This window comes from Sulfurivermis sp. (assembly GCF_059410345.1).
Genome location: NZ_JBLJDO010000017.1, coordinates 18,592 through 38,549 on the forward strand (window position 1 = coordinate 18,592; position 19,958 = coordinate 38,549).

At 61.8% G+C, this 19,958-nt stretch carries 20 protein-coding genes; 6 read left to right on the plus strand and 14 right to left on the minus strand.

Annotated elements, in window-relative coordinates; all coding sequences use genetic code 11:
• Positions 1-7: 7 nt before the first annotated feature.
• The 3 genes from gspL to ACMV8A_RS12265 are packed head-to-tail and all read left to right on the plus strand — an operon-like array spanning position 8 to position 2,476.
• Complete coding sequence (gspL, locus tag ACMV8A_RS12255; protein WP_495326117.1) at positions 8-1,201, plus strand: type II secretion system protein GspL; 1,194 nt, start codon at positions 8-10, stop codon at positions 1,199-1,201.
• Positions 1,202-1,226: 25 nt separating this feature from the next.
• Positions 1,227-1,718 (plus strand): type II secretion system protein M, encoded by a 492-nt coding sequence (locus tag ACMV8A_RS12260; protein WP_495326118.1) that lies wholly within the window; start codon positions 1,227-1,229, stop codon positions 1,716-1,718.
• Positions 1,715-2,476: a type II secretion system protein N gene (locus ACMV8A_RS12265; protein ID WP_495326120.1), complete on the plus strand. Its 762-nt coding sequence runs from the start codon at positions 1,715-1,717 to the stop codon at positions 2,474-2,476. The genes ACMV8A_RS12260 and ACMV8A_RS12265 overlap by 4 nt, the downstream gene beginning before the upstream one ends.
• Positions 2,477-2,478: 2 nt before the next feature.
• On the opposite strand, the gene ACMV8A_RS12270 is transcribed toward ACMV8A_RS12265, so the two are convergent.
• The 7 genes from ACMV8A_RS12270 to ACMV8A_RS12300 form a co-directional block, all read right to left on the minus strand.
• Positions 2,479-3,792: an ATP-binding protein gene (locus tag ACMV8A_RS12270; protein WP_495326121.1), complete on the minus strand. Its 1,314-nt coding sequence runs from the start codon at positions 3,790-3,792 to the stop codon at positions 2,479-2,481.
• Positions 3,789-4,463 carry a response regulator transcription factor gene (locus ACMV8A_RS12275; RefSeq protein WP_495326122.1) on the minus strand — a complete coding sequence of 225 codons (675 nt, stop codon included), beginning with the start codon at positions 4,461-4,463 and terminating at the stop codon, positions 3,789-3,791. Before ACMV8A_RS12275 ends, ACMV8A_RS12270 begins: the two co-directional genes overlap by 4 nt.
• 3 nt (positions 4,464-4,466) lie before the next feature.
• Entirely contained in the window at positions 4,467-4,652 is a 186-nt protein-coding gene (locus tag ACMV8A_RS12280; RefSeq protein ID WP_495326123.1) for a PepSY domain-containing protein, read from the minus strand.
• A gap of 126 nt (positions 4,653-4,778) precedes the next feature.
• Positions 4,779-5,051, minus strand: coding sequence for a hypothetical protein (locus ACMV8A_RS12285; protein ID WP_495326124.1), 273 nt, complete (start codon positions 5,049-5,051; stop codon positions 4,779-4,781).
• 47 nt (positions 5,052-5,098) lie between these two features.
• Positions 5,099-5,617, minus strand: coding sequence for a hypothetical protein (locus ACMV8A_RS12290; protein WP_495326125.1), 519 nt, complete (start codon positions 5,615-5,617; stop codon positions 5,099-5,101).
• Positions 5,618-5,815: 198 nt separating this feature from the next.
• Positions 5,816-8,320, minus strand: a complete 2,505-nt coding sequence (locus ACMV8A_RS12295) for a glycogen/starch/alpha-glucan phosphorylase (RefSeq protein ID WP_495326126.1) — start codon at positions 8,318-8,320, stop codon at positions 5,816-5,818.
• A gap of 137 nt (positions 8,321-8,457) precedes the next feature.
• Positions 8,458-9,108: a hypothetical protein gene (locus tag ACMV8A_RS12300; protein WP_495326127.1), complete on the minus strand. Its 651-nt coding sequence runs from the start codon at positions 9,106-9,108 to the stop codon at positions 8,458-8,460.
• A 65-nt stretch (positions 9,109-9,173) separates the two neighbouring features.
• Between ACMV8A_RS12300 and ACMV8A_RS12305 the strand changes: the two genes are divergently transcribed.
• A complete protein-coding gene (locus ACMV8A_RS12305) occupies positions 9,174-9,647 on the plus strand; it encodes a DsrE family protein (RefSeq protein ID WP_495326128.1) in 474 nt (157 codons plus the stop codon).
• A 25-nt stretch (positions 9,648-9,672) separates the two neighbouring features.
• Here the strand turns inward: ACMV8A_RS12305 and aroK are convergent, their stop codons facing one another.
• From aroK to ACMV8A_RS12335, 6 genes are all read right to left on the minus strand, one after another.
• The gene (gene aroK / locus ACMV8A_RS12310) at positions 9,673-10,245 is read right to left on the minus strand and encodes a shikimate kinase AroK (protein WP_495326129.1); all 573 of its coding nucleotides are present in this window, start codon (positions 10,243-10,245) and stop codon (positions 9,673-9,675) included.
• Positions 10,245-12,341, minus strand: coding sequence for a type IV pilus secretin PilQ (locus ACMV8A_RS12315; protein WP_495326130.1), 2,097 nt, complete (start codon positions 12,339-12,341; stop codon positions 10,245-10,247). The genes aroK and ACMV8A_RS12315 overlap by 1 nt, the downstream gene beginning before the upstream one ends.
• A gap of 70 nt (positions 12,342-12,411) precedes the next feature.
• The gene (locus ACMV8A_RS12320) at positions 12,412-12,981 is read right to left on the minus strand and encodes a pilus assembly protein PilP (RefSeq protein WP_495326132.1); all 570 of its coding nucleotides are present in this window, start codon (positions 12,979-12,981) and stop codon (positions 12,412-12,414) included.
• A gap of 90 nt (positions 12,982-13,071) precedes the next feature.
• Positions 13,072-13,710, minus strand: coding sequence for a type IV pilus inner membrane component PilO (locus ACMV8A_RS12325; protein WP_495326163.1), 639 nt, complete (start codon positions 13,708-13,710; stop codon positions 13,072-13,074).
• A 9-nt stretch (positions 13,711-13,719) separates the two neighbouring features.
• Positions 13,720-14,274, minus strand: a complete 555-nt coding sequence (locus ACMV8A_RS12330) for a PilN domain-containing protein (RefSeq protein ID WP_495326133.1) — start codon at positions 14,272-14,274, stop codon at positions 13,720-13,722.
• The gene (locus tag ACMV8A_RS12335) at positions 14,274-15,347 is read right to left on the minus strand and encodes a pilus assembly protein PilM (RefSeq protein WP_495326135.1); all 1,074 of its coding nucleotides are present in this window, start codon (positions 15,345-15,347) and stop codon (positions 14,274-14,276) included. Before ACMV8A_RS12335 ends, ACMV8A_RS12330 begins: the two co-directional genes overlap by 1 nt.
• A 189-nt stretch (positions 15,348-15,536) precedes the next feature.
• On the opposite strand from ACMV8A_RS12335, the gene ACMV8A_RS12340 reads away from it, so the two are divergent.
• Both ACMV8A_RS12340 and ACMV8A_RS12345 read left to right on the plus strand, forming a co-directional pair.
• The gene (locus ACMV8A_RS12340; protein ID WP_495326137.1) at positions 15,537-17,954 is read left to right on the plus strand and encodes a penicillin-binding protein 1A; all 2,418 of its coding nucleotides are present in this window, start codon (positions 15,537-15,539) and stop codon (positions 17,952-17,954) included.
• A 2-nt stretch (positions 17,955-17,956) separates the two neighbouring features.
• The gene (locus ACMV8A_RS12345) at positions 17,957-18,583 is read left to right on the plus strand and encodes a hypothetical protein (RefSeq protein ID WP_495326138.1); all 627 of its coding nucleotides are present in this window, start codon (positions 17,957-17,959) and stop codon (positions 18,581-18,583) included.
• A gap of 70 nt (positions 18,584-18,653) precedes the next feature.
• Here ACMV8A_RS12345 and ACMV8A_RS12350 read toward each other — a convergent pair whose 3' ends face one another.
• Positions 18,654-19,913: a malic enzyme-like NAD(P)-binding protein gene (locus ACMV8A_RS12350; RefSeq protein ID WP_495326140.1), complete on the minus strand. Its 1,260-nt coding sequence runs from the start codon at positions 19,911-19,913 to the stop codon at positions 18,654-18,656.
• Positions 19,914-19,958: the final 45 nt, after the last annotated feature.

Below are 19,958 nucleotides of genomic sequence, written 5' to 3' on the forward strand. Positions count from 1 at the left end.
AAACTTCTTGCTGCGGCTGAACCAGGACGTAACCGCCAGTTGGTGTGCGGCAGGCGCGCCGGCGCGCGTGACGCGCGGCACGCTACCCGACGCCGGCCGCGCTGCGGTCGGCCAGCGCGTCACGGTGCTGGTGCCGACCGCCGCCATCACCCTGCTCGCCGCGCGCATCCCCACGCGCCAGCGGCAACGCCTGCGCCAGGCCCTGCCCTATGCCCTGGAAGAGCAGTTGGCGGCGGACGTGGAAACTCTGCACTTCGCCGCAGGCCGCGGCAATGGTGATGAGGTGCCCTGCGCCGTCGTCGACCGCGATCTCCTGCGTGGCTGGCTTGCCGCCCTGGAAGAGGCCGGCATCAAGGCCGAACGCGCGCTGCCGGACGTGCTCGCCCTGCCGCGCGCCGCCGGCGAGTGGAGCGTACTGGCCGAACCCGATGGCGTGCTGCTGCGCCATGGCGAACACCGCGGCCTGGCCTGCGACGCCACCGCCCTGCCGCACCTGCTGCCGTTGCTCCTGCAGCAACAGGGCGACGCCCCCACGCGGTTGCGCTTGTACGCCGCCGGTGCCGATGACACGGTGCGCGCAACCGTGCAAACCTGGTGCGACGCTCACGGCATCGAGCTGCAACACCAGCCGATAGATGGCAATGCGCTGGCGCTGCTGGCATCGCAGCCCCTCCCCCCTGACAGCCTCAACCTGTTGCAGGGCGAATTCAGCCGGCGTGAACAGACCCGCCAGCTGTGGCGGCCATGGCGCGCGGCGGCGGCGCTGCTGCTCGTACTGTTGCTGTTGCAGGGCGGCATGGCCGGCGCCCGCTACCTGGAGCTTTCCCGTGAAGATCAGCGTCTGGCCCGGCAGATAGAACAGGTGTACCGCGACACCTTCCCCGAGGCGCAGCGCGTGGTCAATGCGCCGGTGCAGATGGAGCAGAAGCTGGCCGAGCTGCGCCGCGGCAGCAGCGGCCAGGAGCTGCACCGCCTGCTGCTGCACGCCGCCCCCCGACTGCGCGATGGCGGCGTGAGCCTGCGCGCGCTGAACTACAACCCGGGCCTGCTCGACATCGAACTGAGCGCGCCGGATCTGCAAACCCTGGACCGTCTCAAACAGTCCTTGGACAGCCCTCCGCTGCGCGCCGAGATCAGCGCCGCCGACAGCAGCGGCGGCGCGGTCGCCGGTCGCATCACGCTGCGCGGAGAAGGAAAATGAGTCGGGGCGCATGGGAGGGCATGGCATGAACGCACTGCGCCAGTACTGGGAACAACTGCAGGCGCGCGAACGCCGCATACTTTCCCTCGGCGGCGCCGCGGCCGCCGTGCTGCTGCTGTATGCCCTGGTATGGGATCCCTTCACCAGCCGTATTGCACAGCTGGAAAACAGCGTCAGCGCCCAGCGCGCCACCCTGGCCTGGATGCAGCAGGCGGCCGTGGAGGCGCGCAGCCTGCGCGGCAGCGCCGCTGCCGGCACCAGCGGGCGCTCCCTGCTTGCGCTGAGCGATGAGACGGCCAAGGCCCACGGCCTCGGCGCGGCAGTGAAGCGTGTGCAACCGGACGGTCAGCACACCGTACGCGTCTGGCTCGAGGGCGCCGCCTTCGATGATCTGCTGCGCTGGCTCGACACCCTGTCGGGACGACACGGCATACGCGTCGGCGCCCTCAACGTCGAGCAACTGCCCAACACCCCCGGCAAGGTGAACGCCCGCCTTACCCTGGAGAACGCGCCGTGAAGCGCTGGCTGAAATTCATCCTGCTCGGCGTATTGGCCTACGCAGTCGCCCTGGTGGCGCTGTTCCCCGCCCGCCACGCCTACAACCTGGCCCAGCCCCACATCGCCAAGGCCGCACCGCTCACCCTGCACGACCTCAGCGGCAGCGTCTGGAGCGGGCGCGCCGCCGGTGCCACCTGGCACAGCACACCGCTGGGAACCCTGCAGTGGGGCATTTCCCCTTGGGCACTGCTACGTGGTGCAGTCGCGGCGGAACTGCACCTGCAGAACAAGGAGGGACAGCTCACCAGCCGCATCGACGTCGCGCGCGACGGCAACGTCACCCTGCGCGATTTCGATGCCCGCCTGCCCGCCGCCCACCTGATGCTGTTCAACCCCGGCCTGCCCATCGCCACCGACGGCAGCCTCGCCGTACGCCTGGATGAGGCCCTGCTACCGCCGCAGGGCGCGCCCGCGCTGCGCGGCACCGTGGTATGGAACCGCGCCTTGCTCGTCGCCGGCCAGCCGCTGCAACTGGGCGACCTGCGCCTGGTACTGCAACCCGGAGATAACGGTGGCACCCGCGGCACCCTCAGCGATGCCGGCGGCCCGCTGGAGATCAACGGCACCCTCATCCTCGAACCAAACCGCAGCTACCGTCTCGACGCCAAACTGCGCGCCCGCCCCGAGGCCGACACTGCTCTCGCCACCAACCTGCAGCTGCTCGGCCGCCCCGACGGCCGCGGCTACTACACCCTGCGCTACAGCGGGCGGCTGTAAACTCAACCGGGTAGGAACACTTCCAGCATCGCACCGCCGAGCGCGGAACGGCCGATCTTCAGTTCGCCGTCATAGGCGCTGACGATGTCGTGCGCCATGGCCAGACCGATGCCGTGTCCCGGTGTGGTTTCGTCCAGTCGCGCGCCGCGCTGCAGCACCCGCTCCACGGCCTGCGGTGCGATACCGGGACCGTCGTCTTCGATGGTGATGTGCAGCAGCGTGCCCCGCATGATTGCGCCAATGCGAATTTCGCCTCGGCACCATTTGAAGGCGTTCTCCAGCAGATTGCCCAGCAACTCCAACACATCCCCTTCCATGCCGCGGAAGCAGGCATGCTCATCCAGTGTCTGCTGCACCACTACCTGCTTACCGGCATGGACCTTGTGCAGCGCGGACAGCAGGCGCTGGAGCAGCGGCGCCAGCGCCAGCGGTGGCACAAGGACGGCGCGCCCGGCGGTAACGGCGCGTTGCAACTGGTGCTGCACGATGGCGTCCATGCGCGCCACCTGTTCCTCCAGCAGCGGCGCCTGCGCGCCCGCGTCGATACCGCGCAGAATCGCCAGCGGCGTTTTGAGACTATGCGCCAGATCGGCCAGGGCATGCTTGTAGCGCACCTGCTGGGCACGCTCATGGTGCAGCAGGGTGTTGATGTTGTCGCTGAGCAGGCGTATCTCGCGCGGGTAATCGCCCTGCAGCATCAGCTGCTCGCCTGCCTCGATGGCGCGCACCTCCGCCGCCACCGCACGCAGCGGCCGCAGGCCCCAGATCACCGCCGCCGCCAGCACTCCCAGCAGCAATACCGCCATGGCGCCAAGCCAGCCCCACAGGCTGCGCCGATAACTGGCCATCTGCTGGTGATACACCGCCGGATGCTCGTACACGCTGTAGGTCAGCGGCAGGCTGCCCACGGCGGTCTCCCACTGGATGCGCATCGCCGCAACGAAGTAACTCTCTCCGGCCACGGTCAGACGCCCGTGATACTCGCCTTGCGTGAGCGCCCTATCCGGCAAGACCACACCCAGGGCCGACGGCGAACGCCACAACGGCGCCCCCTCCGCGTCGTCGATGCGCGCATAGAGGCCGGAACCGGGCAAGACAAAGCGCGGCTCACCCAGTGCCGTAGGAGGCTGCACCGCGCCGTTGCCGGACACCTCGGTGGCCGCCATCAGCAGGTACAGCTGCGCCAGCAGACGCTCGCGCATCGCCGCAGCGGCACTCTCGGCGAAGGCACGCTCCAGCCCCAGGGCGGTGAGCGCAACGAAGATCGCCAGCACCAGAGCCGCGCTCCAGCCAACGCGTGCAGTGAGCGACATCATGCCAACTCCGGATTGAAGCGATAGCCGCGCCCGCGCACCGTCTCTATCGGCTGCAGGCGGTTGTCCGGATCGAGCTTGCGGCGCAACCGGCCGATCAGTACCTCTACCACGTTGCTGTCGCGCTCTTCTGCATGGTCATGCAGATAGTCGGCCAATTCCATCTTGCCGATCACCTTGCCGCGATGCCGCGCCAGATACTCCAGCAGGCGATATTCGTACGAGGTAAGTTCCAGGGGAACATCGTTTAGGCGTGCGCTCTGCGCCGCGATGTCGATGTCAAGGGGACCACAATGCAGCACCTCCTTGCCTCCCGCGGCGCGGCGCAACTGCGCCTTGATGCGCGCCAGCAGTTCCTCCATATGAAACGGCTTGACCAGGTAATCGTCGGCACCCGCCTCCAAACCTGTCACTTTTTCTTCCCACTTGCCGCGTGCCGTGAGGATCAGAATGGGAAAGGTGCGGCCGTTGCCGCGCAGGGTACGAATCAGGTCCAGCCCCGACAGGCCGGGCAGCCCCAGATCGATCACCGCGAGATCCAGCGGATACTCCTGCGCCAGATACAACCCTTCACGACCGTCACCGCACCCGTCCACGGTATAACCCGCGGCGCGCAGACGCTCGGCGATCTGTTCGCGCAGCACCGCCTCATCCTCGATCAACAGTATGCGCATGGTTCAGCGTCCGTTGCCTGCATCGATGGACAGCGTCCGCACGCTATTGTCCGGGGCCAGCACCTTGATGCGGTGCACGCGTCGGCCATTCTGCTGTACTGTTTCCGCCGCCAGGATGCGCCCCCCGGTTTCGCGCCGCACCTGCGCCACCGCCTGCTCCAGGGAGATACTCACGGTGGCTGCATGCATGGCCGGTGCCGCGGCTGCGGGCCATGCCAAAATCAGCAACAGGAACAGCAAGCAAAGACGCATCATTTTCCGGACCGGTTCAATCTGCCCACATGGTATCCGCAACCCGCGCTGCCAGTCACGCCGCTACAACACGATTTCGATGCGCAACTGCGGCGCACCGCTGCGCGCCGGATGACGGTGGGGTGGTGTGACGCACACTGGACAGCCCTGGGGTCGCGCCATGACGTGGCGCGGAGTTTGGCGGTGCGGGTGCTTGGTATGGATCGGCACTGTTCCCAGCATCACCATCATCGGCATCGCATCGCGCCGTGGCTCGGCGCGCACATCCGGCGTCGTGAACAGTGTGGCGACCAAAGCCGCGAGTACCAGCAGGGAAATCGATGTCTTCGTGTTCATGATCCAAAATCCTCCTGTCAACGAAATTGGCTACGGCGGTTCCGGCATCAGCGACCAGCGCCGCGGCCTGGCCCGGGGGGCGTTTCTGCCCGTGGCGGCGTTTTGCGGGACTCGCCATCGTCACGCTCCGCCAACCGTTGGCGTTCCTCGCGCGGCGCTGTGGCATTGCCGCGCGGCTGAGGCATGACGGGCACGGGTTTGTCCTGGAATGGCGGGGCGGAGTGCGCATCCTTGCTGTGGGGCAGCCGTACTGGGGCGGGTGATTTTTCCGGCGCTACCGCGGGTCGCGGTTGCGCGCGCGGCACCGGCAAGGCCGGCGGCTTGGGTTGAGGTGCTGCTGCGTGCGGCGGCGTGTACCGCGGAGGCGGTGTCCGCTCCGCCACCTTGGTCTCTACGTGCACATGCTGCTGCACGATCACCGGCTGCTGCACCGGACGCGGGCCCGGATGATGGTGGACAGGGTGCGTCTCGACCACCTGCACCGGCACGGTGTGGCGTACGGTAACGCTCTTGCAACCCGTCAGGGTCGCCAGCGCGGCCAGTACGAGGATCAGTTTCTTGTTCATCGTCGCCTCCTGAACACTTGGCTATGGACACAGGGCCACAGTGTAGGGAGGCAGGCTGAATGAATGCTGAACGCGGCTGGCGGTGGACAGCTTCCCCCGCGCTACCCGGGGTCTAGGGAAACACTGAATAAGTTCAGAGCTTCCGCGGCACAGGGATGTGCCGCTGAGAAGTCCAGGATTGAGTTATTCAGACCTTTCCTAGACGGGATAGGCGGGCACCGGCTTCAACTTCCAAATGTCGTCGGCGTATTCACCGATGGTACGGTCGGTGGAAAACTTTCCGCTGGTGGCACTGTTGATGATGCTCATGCGCGTCCACCGCTCCACATCGCGATAGGCGGCCGCCGCCGCGCGCTGCGCATCCACATAGCTGCGGAAGTCCGCCGCCACCAGCCAGGGATCGTGTGGGCTGCGGATCGCATGAACGATGGGTTCGAAGATACCGGGCTCGCACTGACTGAAATGACCTGACTCGATCAGGTGCATAACCCTTGCCAGATCCTGATCTGTAGCGATGATGCCATTAGGGTCATAGTGGCTGCGTCTCTGCTCCACCTCGGTCGCTGTCAGGCCGAACAGGAAAAAGTTCTCCGCACCGGCCTCTTCGCGAATCTCGATGTTGGCGCCATCGAGCGTGCCGATGGTAACCGCGCCATTCATCATGAACTTCATGTTGCCGGTGCCGGAGGCCTCCTTGCCTGCGGTAGAAATCTGCTCGGACAGATCGGTACCGGGACAGATCACCTCCATGGCCGACACACGGTAGTCCGGCAGGAAGGCCAGGCGCAGCAGACCTGCCGTATCCGGATCGTTGTTGATCACATCGGCCACGTTGTTTATCAGCTTGATGATGCGCTTGGCTATGGCGTAACCCGGTGCTGCCTTGCCACCAATGAGCACACAACGCGGAGTCCAGTCCCGGGTGTCACCCCGTTTGATGCGGTCGTATAAATGAATGACATGCAACAGATTGAGCAGCTGGCGCTTGTATTCGTGGATGCGTTTGACCTGCACATCAAACATCATCTCCGGATCGAAACCGACGCCGCAATCATCCTGCACCAGCGCCGCCAGGCGAACCTTGTTGTCGAACTTAACCGCACGCCAGTGCTCACGGAACGCCGCATCATCCGCCAGCGGCAGCAGGCGGCGCAGCTGCGCGAGATCGGCCACCCAGTCGCCGCCGATAGTTTGCGTGATCAACTGGTTCAAACCGGGATTGCATGCCGCCAGCCAGCGGCGCTGGGTAACACCGTTGGTCTTGTTGTTGAATTTCTCGGGCCACAACTCATGAAAATCACGAAACAGCCCTTCTGTCAGCAACTGCGAATGCAGCGCCGCTACACCATTGATGGAATAACTGCCGACGATGGCGAGATAAGCCATGCGCACCATTTGCTCATGATTTTCTTCGATGATGGACATCCGCGCCAAGCGTTCGGCATCGCCCGGCCAGCGCTGCGCCACCTGCTTGAGAAATCGGGCGTTGATCTCGAAGATGATGTCGAGCAGACGCGGCAGCAGGCGGCGGAACAGACGTACCGGCCATTTTTCCAGTGCCTCGGGCAGCAGGGTGTGATTGGTGTAGGCCATGGTGCGGCTGGTGATGGCCCAAGCCTCGGTCCATTCCAGGTTGTGCTCGTCCATCAGCAACCGCATCAGCTCAGCCACGGCGATGGTGGGGTGGGTGTCGTTGAGCTGGAAGCAGTTCTTGGCAGCGAACTGACTAAAATCGGTACCATGAAACTTGATCCAGTGGCGCAGCACATCCTGCAGCGAGGCCGAGGCAAGGAAATATTGCTGCTTGAGACGCAACTCCTTGCCGCTCTCCGAGGCATCATTGGGATAGAGCACCATGGTGATATGCTCTGCATCATTCTTGGCACGGACCGACTCGGTATAGGAACCGGCGTTGAACTCGCCCAAATCGAACTCATCGGTAGCGGCTGATTTCCACAAACGCAGGGTATTAACCGTGCCATTGCGGTAACCGGGAACAGGCACATCGTATGGCACTGCCAACACGTCATGGGTGTTCAGCCAACGCACATGCAGTTTGCCCTGCTCATCGGTCCAGCTCTCGGTGTGTCCACCGAATTGCACGCGTTGGGTGTATTCGGGGCGCTCCAGTTCCCAGGCATGACCGTTACGCAACCAATGGTCCGGCTCTTCCACCTGATGACCATCGGCGATTTCCTGGCGGAACATGCCGTACTCGTAACGCAGGCCATAGCCGATGACAGGCAACTGCAATGTGGCGCAGGAGTCCAGAAAGCAGGCCGCCAGGCGGCCGAGACCACCATTGCCCAGGCCCGCATCCCGCTCACACTCGGCCAACTCCTCCATCACCAACCCGAGCCCCGCCAGCGCCTCTGTGGCCGCATCCTGCACACCGAGATTGAGCATGGCGTTACCCAGCGCACGCCCCATCAGGTATTCAAGCGAGAGATAACAGGCGCGACGGCTATCCTGCTCGATGTAGGCATAATTGGTGTTCTTCCAGCGATCCATGAGCCGGTCGCGCACAGTCAGCGCCAGTGCATGATAGGCGTAGTGCGGAACGCGGCAATATTTGTCGCGGCCAAGCGTATGGGAAAAATGGCGACGCAAATCGGAAGCCAACTCATCCGCCGCAAGGCCGCGGGCGGGCAGTTCCGTCAGGACACTGCCGGGCTGGAATTCATCGCCGGAAATATGAGACATCAACGGACTCCAAGGAGAATTTGGGGAGATTCAAGGCAGACACTATAGCCAATTCGCTCGTCAATTAGCAGTCTCTAATCCTTTGCAACCACATTATTGCACCACCATGGTGCGTCACAGGGTCCGCCCATAGACGATCAGCCCGCATCCTGTAGGTGGACGCGGAGTACCGCCAGATTCGTCTGTGCTTGCACCGTGCCCACCGCCTCCACCAACACGGACGCTTCACGATAGATGGCGGCCAGTTGCTCGGCATCGAACAGCCACAGGGCGGCCTCTAACTCGTCGGCCTGCACCGACAGCAGGGTGGCCACCAACTCGTCCGACGCTACCGGCGAGTCCGGACGCATCAGATCGGCCACCAATGGAAACTCCAGCAAACGATAGTGCTGTTCCCGGGCAAGCTGCTCCTGGGCCAATTCTGCCACAGCTGTAGGATCGCCGCCGGCGGCGCGGCGTATGGCAGCAACTAGCGTATCGGTCAGACGGCGCAACCCTTGCCTGTAGGGCTCATGCTCCCCGCCGAGCGAGGCCAACAAAGTGTAGGCCTGATCCAATCGGCCCTTCAGGTCTAATAATTTCTCGCTCGTCTCATTCGGCTTGAGCCGGAGGGACTCTTCCAACAGGCGCAGGAACTGCTTATCAAAGGCCGTGCGTTCGTCGACATCACGCCGCCGCGCCTCCTTCACTGCAGTGCCATCGACCTTACGAATCGGGGGCGGAAACAATGGGTTATCCTGCCGCCTCTTCAAGTGCCGCTCATGGGCACCGCCACGGGGTGAACTCATCGCATGCTATTCTCGTCAGAGTATCGGGCCCGCACTTTATCATGCCACCGGCCCTGGAGAGCACCATGCGCCTGACGCGCCTGTTTTCCCCCCTTCTAATCCTGCTGCTGACAGGCCATGCCACCGCTAGCGCAGCGACACTGGAGCAGGTGCTCTCCGGGGCTCGCCCGCCTGGCGTGGTGATCGAGGTGGTGGGAAGAGATGACGGATTGCGGAAGGGCGTGCCACTGCTACGCGACGTCATTGGGCAAATCAGGAAGCGCTTTCCCGGCATCGACATTGCGCTGGTCAGTCATGGGCGCGAACAGTTCGCCCTGCTTGAAGGCGCGGAAGAATTCACCGACATACAGCGGAGCATGCGAGAACTGATTGCAGACACCCAGGTCAACGTGCATGTCTGTGGCGCCCATGCCGAGCGCGCCGGCCGATCAGCGGAGGATTTTGTCAGCTTTGTGAACGTGGCCGCCCACGGGCCAATCCAAATCAGGGACTACGAAGCCTTGGGGTATCTACGTCTGAAGGTGGTACTTCGACCCTGAAAGCGCCGGTACAGGGCAATGCTGACTAACGAGCTTCAGCGGCCAGCTCGTCGAGGCGGATCAGGATTTCCTTGACGACACTGCGCACAGAACGATCATCGGTATACAGCACCATATCCGCCACCTCCCGATAGAGCGGATCCCGCACCCGCATCAACTCCTCCAGCTTGGCGCGCGGATCGGCGGTTTGCAACAGCGGGCGATTGCGATCACGGGCCGTGCGCTTGAGCAATTGGTCGATAGAGGCGTACAGATAGACGACGACGCCGCGCTCGCGCAGATGGCGGCGATTTTCTTCCGACAACACCGCACCGCCACCGGTAGCCAGAACGAGCTGCTTTTCCTGCGTCAGATCGGCGATGACATCCCGCTCCCGCTTACGGAAGCCTTCCTCGCCCTCGACATCGAAGATCAGCGGAATGCTGGCACCGGTGCGACGCACGATCTCGTGATCGCTGTCCTTGAATTCCCGCTGCAAGACATTGGCCAACTGCCGGCCGATGGTCGTCTTGCCGGCCCCCATGGGGCCGACAAGAAAGAGGTTTACTTGCTTGGTACTCACGCCATCACTGCGGAGTGTTGCAACAGCTCCGCCCATTATTGAATGGCAGTACCTTCTTTGAGGATCTTCGGCGTAACGAAGATCAGCAGCTCCGACTTCTCGTCCTTCTGGTATTTGTTGCGGAACAAGGCACCAACCAAGGGCAGATCGGCAAAGAACGGCACCTTATTGATTTGGTGTTGCTTGTTCTGCTCATACACACCGCCCAAGACAATGGTTTCACCATTATCAACCAGAACCTGGGTCGAGACATTTTGGGTATTGATGGGTGGCTGGCCCAATACAGAACGGGCATAATCCGGGCTGTCTTTGTTCACCTTGAGATCCATGATGATGCGGTCGTCCGGCGTGATCTGAGGTGTCACCTTCAGGCTCAGCACAGCCTTCTTGAAGGTAATGTTGGTAGCACCGCTGGAACTCGCCTGTTGGTAAGGGATTTCCACACCCTGCTCAATGGTGGCTTCTTTCTGATTCGCGGTAACTACCCGAGGACTCGACACAATTTCGGTCTGACCTTCCGCCTGCGCAGCGGCCAGCTCCAGCTCAACCAATGTACCCAGCGGCAAGCGCGCCAGCGCCAAACCTATCGTGCCTCCCTTTCCGGCCATGTTGCTCAAGGGAAGATTTACGTTATAACGTGCCGGGGCCTCGATAGTTTCTCCATTCAACACATTGGTCGTCGCGGAAAGGCTACCGGACACCACGGTCGCATCCCCAGTGGGCGGGAATGAAGGGGTCTTGGTGACACCGAAACGCACGCCCAGCTCCTTGTTGAAATTATCCGTAGCCAGGACAACACGTGACTCGATCAAGACCTGCCGCACCGGCACATCCAACTCATCCACCAACCGACGGATTGCCGTTAGATTATCTGTAGTATCCCGCACCAATAGCTTATTAGTGCGCTCATCAATTGTTACACTGCCTCGTTCGGACAACAGCGAATTCTCTTGTGACTTGAGCAGCGCCGCCAAATCTGCAGCTTTGGCATAATTGACCTGAATACTATCGCTATACAGCGGCAGCAGTTCCGTCAGCTGCTTTTGCGCCTCCAGCTCCAACTTCTCACGCGCAGCCAACTCCTCGGTCGGTGCGACCATGATCACATCACCCGTCTTGCGCATCGCAAGGCCGCGCGCCTTCATGATGATATCGAGGGCTTGGTCCCAGGGGACGTTCTTGAGCCGTAAGGTCACATTACCCTTCACCGAATCGCTGGTAACCAAATTGAGTCCGGTAAAATCGGCAAGCAACTGCAGCACCGCCCGCACTTCGATATTCTGGAAATTCAACGACAGCTTCTCGCCCGTGTACCCATCTTTGTCCTTGCGCACCGCCTCTTCTTCCGCCTTCGTGACGGGCAACACTTCTATGGTCAAGCTACTTCCTGCCTGGTAGGCAAGGTGCTGAAAAAGCCCCTGCGCACCGATTTCCATACGCACATTGTTGCCGCGCGCCAAGGTATCAATGACGCTCACCGGGGTGGCAAAATCGACAACATTGAGCCGGCGCTCCAGTGCCTCTGGCAGGTTAGTGGACAAAAACTCGACAACAATCTTGCCGGCTTCTTCATTGATATCTGCCACGATACCGGGATTGGAGAGGTCCACAATGACGCGGCCCTCACCCCGTTCACCACGGCGAAAATCGACGTTTTTCAGATGATTTTTCTGCACCACCTTGCTGGAAGCCGTGCCGGAAGTTTGTGTTGCAACAGCAGACTTGCTACTGCTGTCTGCAGCCCCCAAGGTAACGATGATGACATTCTTTTCCGTCTGCACCTGGTAAGGCACCAAGCGCACGAGATTGATAACCACACGCGTGCGATTACCCGCCTCCACAGCCTGCACGCCACGCGCAACACCAATGCCGATGGTTTGGCTCTTCCGGGCATCACCCAGGGTCGTGTCCGGCAGGTCAAGGGCAATACGTGCGGGATTGTCGATGGTAAACGTACCCGGCTGCGGTGCGTCGCCGGACAATGTCAACCGCACCTGCACATTATCCCCCGGCAGCGCGGCGTAGCTGACGTCATCTAGCGAGAGAGATGCGGCATACACGCTTCCTGCAAACAACAGTATCAATGCTCCGAGGAGCACCTGCCGATATCCCATTCCCTTCATGCTTTGCATCTGCCTCTCCCGTGACCAGCTGCCTGCCCGTAGCATAGTACCGATATTCATTCTTGAGCACCCCATGGGATTATTCTGCCAACATCAATGTGGCGTCACGTTCTGTCCAGCCGCCCAGACCATCAGGTACGATTTCTCTGATATTGATCTGGCTCTCGCTAATCAACGATATCCGGCCGTAGTTCTGCCCCAGATAATTGCCCTCTTCGACTCGATAGACCAAAGAGTCGGGGGCAAAAACCACGGCCCAGACCCGGCCCTCCTGTTCGAGGTGCCCAACGAAACGTAACGAATCCAGAGGGAATGCTTCCAGGGGCTCTTTATTGCGTTGTACATCCGGCTGTAGACCCGCACTTGTCACTGCGTCTGTTATCGCCTCGGCAACGGCCGGCTTAAAGGGGTCGCGCAGATCGAGTTTGCTGTAGTGATAGGACTCATAGCTCTTAACTTCCGGTAGAGGCGCAATACGAGCTGCCTTGCGCGCCTTTACTTCATTTACGTAAGTAACCAAATCACCATGATTCTCACCAGTACATGCAGTCAGCGCCAACAGCGAAACAAATAATAACGCCGCCACCCGCCACACCGACACAGTCGGGGGTTCTATGTAGCTAAGCCCGGTATCATCCATTATCGACATCTAGTTGCCACCTTTGCTGTGCCTTAGCATTACCTTGGCATCACTATTTTATCCTATTGCAGCCGGCCCGTTCCCACAGGGTCTCACCAGCTACCTTCTCTTTTGTGCCTTCTGTGCTTCCTGCGCTTTGCGTACCACGGCTATTTCTTCTTCATCCAGATAGCGGTAGGTCTTTGCATTCGCCTGCATAGTCAGGGTACCGGTAGCAATCTGGGCAGGGATAATACTGATGTCATGCAACGTTACAATCCGGGGCAACGCAGCGACGCCGCTGACAAACTCTCCGAATGAGTGATAGCTACCGACCACCTTCACCTCAATCGGAAGCTCCGCATAGAACTCTTTGGGACTGGCGTTGCCAGGCTTGAACAACTCGAACTCCAAGCCGCTGGCCAATCCTGTCTGGGTAATATCAACCAGCAGATCGGCCACTTCGGTCTTGCTGGGCAACTGCCGCAGCATGGTGCCAAAGGATTCCTCCATTTCGACCATCTGCTGGCGGTAAGCCTCCAGGTTTGCCGCTTTGGCCTGCTTGGTTTCGAAATCCTTTTTCAGGCGCTCCTCGCTCTGGCGAGCCCGCTCCAGGACATCCAATTGTTCCTGCGTATCGAACCAGTATCCCAGGCCCAACACTGCGGCACAGACCAGCGCGATCACGCCACCCTTGGCAAGCGGGGGCCAGCTGCCGATATTGTTCGGGTCCAGATTCCTGAACTGTGATAAATCCAGAGCCATTGTTTACCCCTTGTCCTTGTCCACTGACTGGTTGACTCGGAGGGTAAAGGTACGGGTCCCCCGCTCCCCTTTGCTGTCGACCTGGATGATTTCCAGCACCGGATTCTCAAACCAGGGGGAAGCATCCAGATTGCGCATGAATGAAGACACACGGGCATTGGACTGCGCCACACCCTGCACAGTCAGATTTCGGCCGGTCTGTTTCACATTGACCAGGTGCAAACCCTCCGGCACTGCCTTGGCCAACTCCTCAAACAGGTGCACGATCACCGAGCGATCGCCTTGCAGCTGCTCGATTACACGCATACGCGCCAACAACTGCTGGCGCTGCCGCTCCAGGTTGTCTATTTCCTTGATCTTGGATTCAACGTCCTTGATCTGGGTTTGCAGGTAATTGTTGCGTGACTCCTGCGTCTGGATCATGCCGTTGATGTGCAGATGCACATACCCCACCACCAGCAACATCAGGATCGCCGAGCCGCCCAACACGACAAAGAACTGTCTGCGCTGTTCCTTGCGCTGCTCTTCACGCCAGGGAAGTAGATTTATGCGCGCCATCAGTCGAAGCTCCGCAGGGCCAGGCCGCAGGCAATCATCAGGGCCGGTGCATCATTGCTCAGCACCTGCGCCTTGATCCTGGGCGCGATACTCATATTGGTGAAGGGGTTGGCCACCATGGTCGGCACCCCCAGCTTGGATTCAATCAGCTCATCTATGCCTGCAATCGACGCCGAACCGCCGGCCAGCACAATCTGATCTACGCTGTTGAACTGGCTGGAGGAGAAGAAGAACTGCAGCGAGCGGCTCACCTGCTGCGCCATCGCCTCTTTGAACGGCTCCAGCACTTCAGGCACATAGTTGTCCGGCAGGCCGCCCTGCCGCTTGGCCATACCGGCCTCCTCGTAAGAGAGGCCGTAGCGGCGCTGAATTTCTTCGGTCAGCTGCTTGCCGCCGAACACCTGCTCGCGGGTATAGATGGTCTTGAGGTCGTGCAACACATTGAGGGTGGTCATGGTGGCGCCCACATCGACCACCGCAATGGTCTTGTCCACTCCGCGCTCCGGTAACTGGGCAGCGATGAGGGTGAAGGCGTTTTCCATCGCATAGGCCTCTACATCGATCACCTTGGCCACAAGGCCGGCGAGTTCGATGGCCGCCACGCGCACGTCCACGTTCTCGCTGCGGGACGCCGCCAGCAGTACATCGACGCGGGTGGGGTCGTTGTCAGAGGGGCCCAAGGGCTGAAAATCGAGATTCACTTCCTCCAGCGGATAGGGGATGTATTGGTCCGCCTCCAGCTGGATTTGACTCTCCATTTCGGCATCGGAGAGGTTGCCGGGCATGGAGATGACCTTGGTGATGACCGCCGAACCGGCGACCGCGGCGGCGGCATGCTTGGCTTTGCTGCCGGAGCGTTTGACGGCACGACGAATGGCCTCACCAACGGCCTCGACGTCTGAAATATTCTTTTCAATCACGGAGTTAGGCGGAAGCGGCTCAACCGCATAGCTTTCCACCCGGTAACGTTCGCCACTCTTGCTCAGCTCCAACAGCTTGACCGCAGTCGTACTGATATCGAGCCCGAGTATCGATGGCTTACTTCCTTGCAAGAGCTGAGCTAGCGAGACCATTTTTCCTTTATAAACCCCTATGTTAGGAGATATATATGTTTTACTACATTAAATACCAGTGTCAACTGCGGGTCAACAAATAATTTCGCCAACGGTCTCATAGTTCACGCCCGGCAAAACCTTTATACTCCGGGCCTTTATTACGGTGTGTTGAACCCGTCGCAAAGCCAACCCCTGATGAAGCCCCTGATGAAACTCCTGCGTCTGCTGTTGTGGACAGCCCTCACCGTCACACTGGTGGGCGGCCTCGCTGCCGTGGCCATCTACTTCCATCTGGCCCCCACCCTGCCCTCCACCGAGGTACTGAAAGACGTACGCATGCAGGTACCGTTGCGCGTTTACGCCCGCGATGGTGCGCTGATTGGCGAGTATGGCGAGATGAAGCGCACGCCGCTCGCCTATAAGGATATACCTGATCTAATGATCAAGGCGGTGCTGGCGGCAGAGGACGATCGCTTTTTCGAGCATCCCGGTGTCGACTACCAAGGATTGTTGCGCGCCGCGGTACATCTGCTGCGTACCGGCGAGAAGGGTCAGGGCGGCAGCACGATCACCATGCAGGTGGCACGCAATTTCTTCCTGACACCCGAGAAGACCTATACCCGCAAGATTACGGAAATCCTGCTGGCACTGAAGATCGATCGTGAGCTGACTAAGGAAGAGATACTGGAGCTGTACCTCAACAAAATCTTTCTTGGCCAGCGCGCCTACGGCGTAGCGGTCGCCGCCCAGACCTATTACGGCAAAGACATCCGTGAGCTCAGCCTGGCCCAGTATGCCATGCTCGCGGGCCTGCCCAAGGCCCCGTCCACCATGAATCCGGTGAGCAATCCCTCCGGTGCCCTGGCACGGCGCAACTACGTGCTGGGCCGCATGTTTACTTTAGGCTTTATCACACAAGATGAGTACGACACCGCCCGTACCTCCGGCGTCACCGCCAGCCTGCATGCCATCACTACCGATGCCGAGGCCCCCTATGTGGCTGAAATGGCACGTGCCTGGATGGTCGAGCGCTACAACAATGACGCTTACACTGCGGGTTATAAGGTCTACACCACTATAGATACCCGACTGCAGGGTGCCGCCAACAAGGCCCTGCGGGACGCACTGCTGGGCTACGACGAGCGCCACGGCTACCGGGGTGCCGAAGCCCATGTGGCGCAGGCCGCCAATGCGACCTTCGATGACTGGGATCAGGCGCTAAGTGGTTATGGCACCGTTGGTGGCCTGCGTCCGGCATTGGTGGTGGCGCTGGAGGCACAATCGGCCATCGCCTACCATCCGGCTGTCGGGATGGTGCTCCTCGAGTGGCCGGGCCTCGCCTGGGCGCGCGCCCATATCGATGAAAACACCCTTGGCCCCGCACCCAGCCGCGCCGCAGACATACTCAAGGTCGGCGACATCATCCGCATCCAGTTGCACAGCGATTGCAGTTGGCGCCTGGCCCAGGTACCCAACGCCAGCGCCGCCCTGGTGGCGCTGCGCCCTCAGGATGGTGCGTTGCAGGCCCTGACCGGCGGTTTTGACTTCTTTCACAGCAAATTCAACCGCGCCACCCAGGCGGAACGCCAGCCCGGTTCGAGCTTCAAACCCTTCATCTATGCCGCTGCACTGGACAAGGGCTTTACCCCCGCTACCGTCGTCAACGATGCGCCGGTGGTGTTCGAGGATGCGGAGCTGGAAAGCGCCTGGCGCCCGGAAAACTACAGTGGCCGATTCTACGGCCCCACCCGCCTGCGCGTGGCACTGACCAACTCGCGCAATCTGGTGTCCATCCGCGTCCTGCGCTCCATCGGCATCGGTTACACCATCGGCTACCTGGAGCGGTTCGGCTTCACGCGCAGCAAGCTGCCGCGGGATCTATCACTGTCCCTGGGCAGCGGCAGCCTCACCCCGCTGGAGCTGACACGCGGTTACACCGTCTTCGCCAACGGCGGCTTCCTGGTGGAACCCTACTTCATCGACCGTGTGGAAGATGCTGCCGGCAATGTCATCTATCAGGCGAACCCGGTGCAGGCCTGTGCCGAATGCGAGCAGGATGCGCTTGTTTCCACGCCCGATGCGGGCGCGGCGGAAGCAGTGCCACAGGCCAGCCCCAGCATCAATGCCGCACCGCGGGTCCTGGATGCGCGTACCGCCTATCTGAGCACCAGCATGATGCAGGATGTGATACGCCATGGCACCGGCCGCCAGGCACTGGCACTGGGCCGCAACGATCTGGCGGGCAAAACCGGCACCACCAACGAGCAGCGCGATGCCTGGTTTGCCGGCTATAACCACCATCTGGCTGTCACCGCCTGGCTGGGTTTCGATACGCCACGCCCGCTGGGCAATCAGGAAACCGGCGCGCGTGCCGCGCTGCCCATGTGGGTGGATTTCATGGCCGAGGCACTGCGCGGTGTGCCACAGCAGCCCCTGCAACAGCCCGCTGGACTGGTTTCAGCGCGGATTGATCCCGAGACCGGCGAATTCACCAGCGGCGCCAATCCCAATGCCATCTTCGAAGTATTCCGCAGCGAGGATGTTACGGCGCAACCCGTCACGCCAGCGGGTGATGCTGCGCGTCCGGGTGGTGATGGCGGCAATCTATCGGAGCAGCTGTTCTAGCCATGAAGCGGCGCCGCGGCTCGGGCAGCGCGGACAGTGAGTCCCGCCCATATCAGCAGGTCGTCCAGGAATCCGCACGCCTGCTGGCCCAGGGCGAGGCGGCGGGTTTTGACGAGGCCCGGCGCAAGGCCGTGGCCCGCCTCGGCGTGTCCCTGCGCCACCTGCCGGACAATGCCGCCATCGAACAGGCCCTGCTGCAATACCGTGCCCTGTTCCAGGCCGACAGCCAGACCACACAACTGCGCGAGCTGCGCCAGACCGCTCTCAAGGCCATGCGCCTGCTGGCGCGCTTCGAGCCCCGCCTGGTCGGCCCGGTGCTGACAGGGATCGCACCGCCCCACACCCCGGTGCACCTGCATCTGTTTGCCGATACGCCCGAGGCGGTCGCGCTGTTCCTGCACGATCAGCGCATACCTTGCGAACAGGATGAGCGCCGCGTGCGCTACACCATGGACACGTGGCAGACCCTGCCGCTGTATCGCTTCGTCGCCGGCGACATCACCCTGGAACTGACGGTCTTTCCGGCCGGCGGGCTACGCCTCCGGCCGCTCAGCCCGGTGGACCACCGGCCCATGCCGCGCGCCGGCGTGGCAGAGGTGGAGCGGCTGCTGGCACCACCCTTACCCTGATGGCGACAGAAACACAAAGGCCGCGGAGTCGACAACTCCGCGGCCTGGGTATCTATCAACCCCGAGAAAACTACAGCGCCGGATAATGCGCCGGCCACGGCGCACGGGCCACATCGGTGGTAACGGCAGCGCGCGCCACCGCCGGCGGGACATGGGCGATCAGGCGCGGGTCAAAGGGTTTCGGAATGATGTATTCAGGCCCGAAACTCAGGCGGTCCACACCATAGGCCTGCAACACCTCGGCCGGCACCGGCTGATGCGCCAGCTGACGCAAGGCCTCCACCGCCGCGATCGCCATTTCCTGGTTGATGCACTTGGCCTGCACATCGAGGGCGCCACGGAAGATGAAGGGAAAGCCCAACACGTTGTTGACCTGGTTGGGATAGTCGCTGCGGCCGGTAGCCATGATCAGGTCATCGCGCACCTCGCGCGCCAGTTCCGGCCGAATCTCCGGCACCGGGTTGGACAGCGCAAACACCACCGGCCGCGGCGCCATCGCCGCCAGTGCCTCACGGCTCACCAGGTCCGGACCGGACACGCCGATGAATACATCGGCACCGGTCATGGCGTCGAGCAGGGTGCGGCGCTCGGTGGTGACGGCGAACTCCTGCTTGTAGACGTTGAGGTCATCACGCCCACTGTGGATCACGCCCTTGCGGTCCACCAGCATGATGTTTTCGCGCGCCGCGCCCAGCGCCACCAGCAGGCGCATGGAGGCAATGCCAGCGGCGCCAGCACCGAGGCAGACGATACGGGCATCGGCCAGCTTCTTGCCCTGCAATTCCAGGGCATTGAGCAGACCGGCACCGATGATGATGGCGGTACCGTGCTGATCGTCGTGGAAAACGGGAATATCCAGCCGGGCCTGCAAGGCCGCCTCGATCTCAAAACAGTGCGGGGCGGCGATATCTTCCAGATTGATGCCGCCAAAGGTGGGGGCGATACGCGCCACGGTGTCAATGAAGGCCTGCGGCGACTCCGCCTGCACCTCGATGTCGAACACGTCCACATTGGCAAAGCGCTTGAACAGCACACCCTTGCCTTCCATCACCGGCTTGCCCGCCAGCGGCCCCACATTGCCCAACCCCAGTACGGCGGTACCGTCACTGATCACCGCCACCAGGTTACCCTTGCCGGTATAGCGATAGGCGGCACTGGGGTCGTCCTTGATGGCCAATACCGGCACGGCGACGCCCGGCGTATAGGCCAGACTCAACTCCGCCTGGGTGGCGCAGGGCTTGGTGATGGCGGTGGCAATCTTGCCCGGCATCGGCTGGGCGTGATAATCGAGCGCGGCCTGATCGCGCGCAGAAAGGGTCGGTGTCGTCATGTGACTTGCGCTCCGCGGGGTCTGGCGGCCAAGGAATGCCCGCCG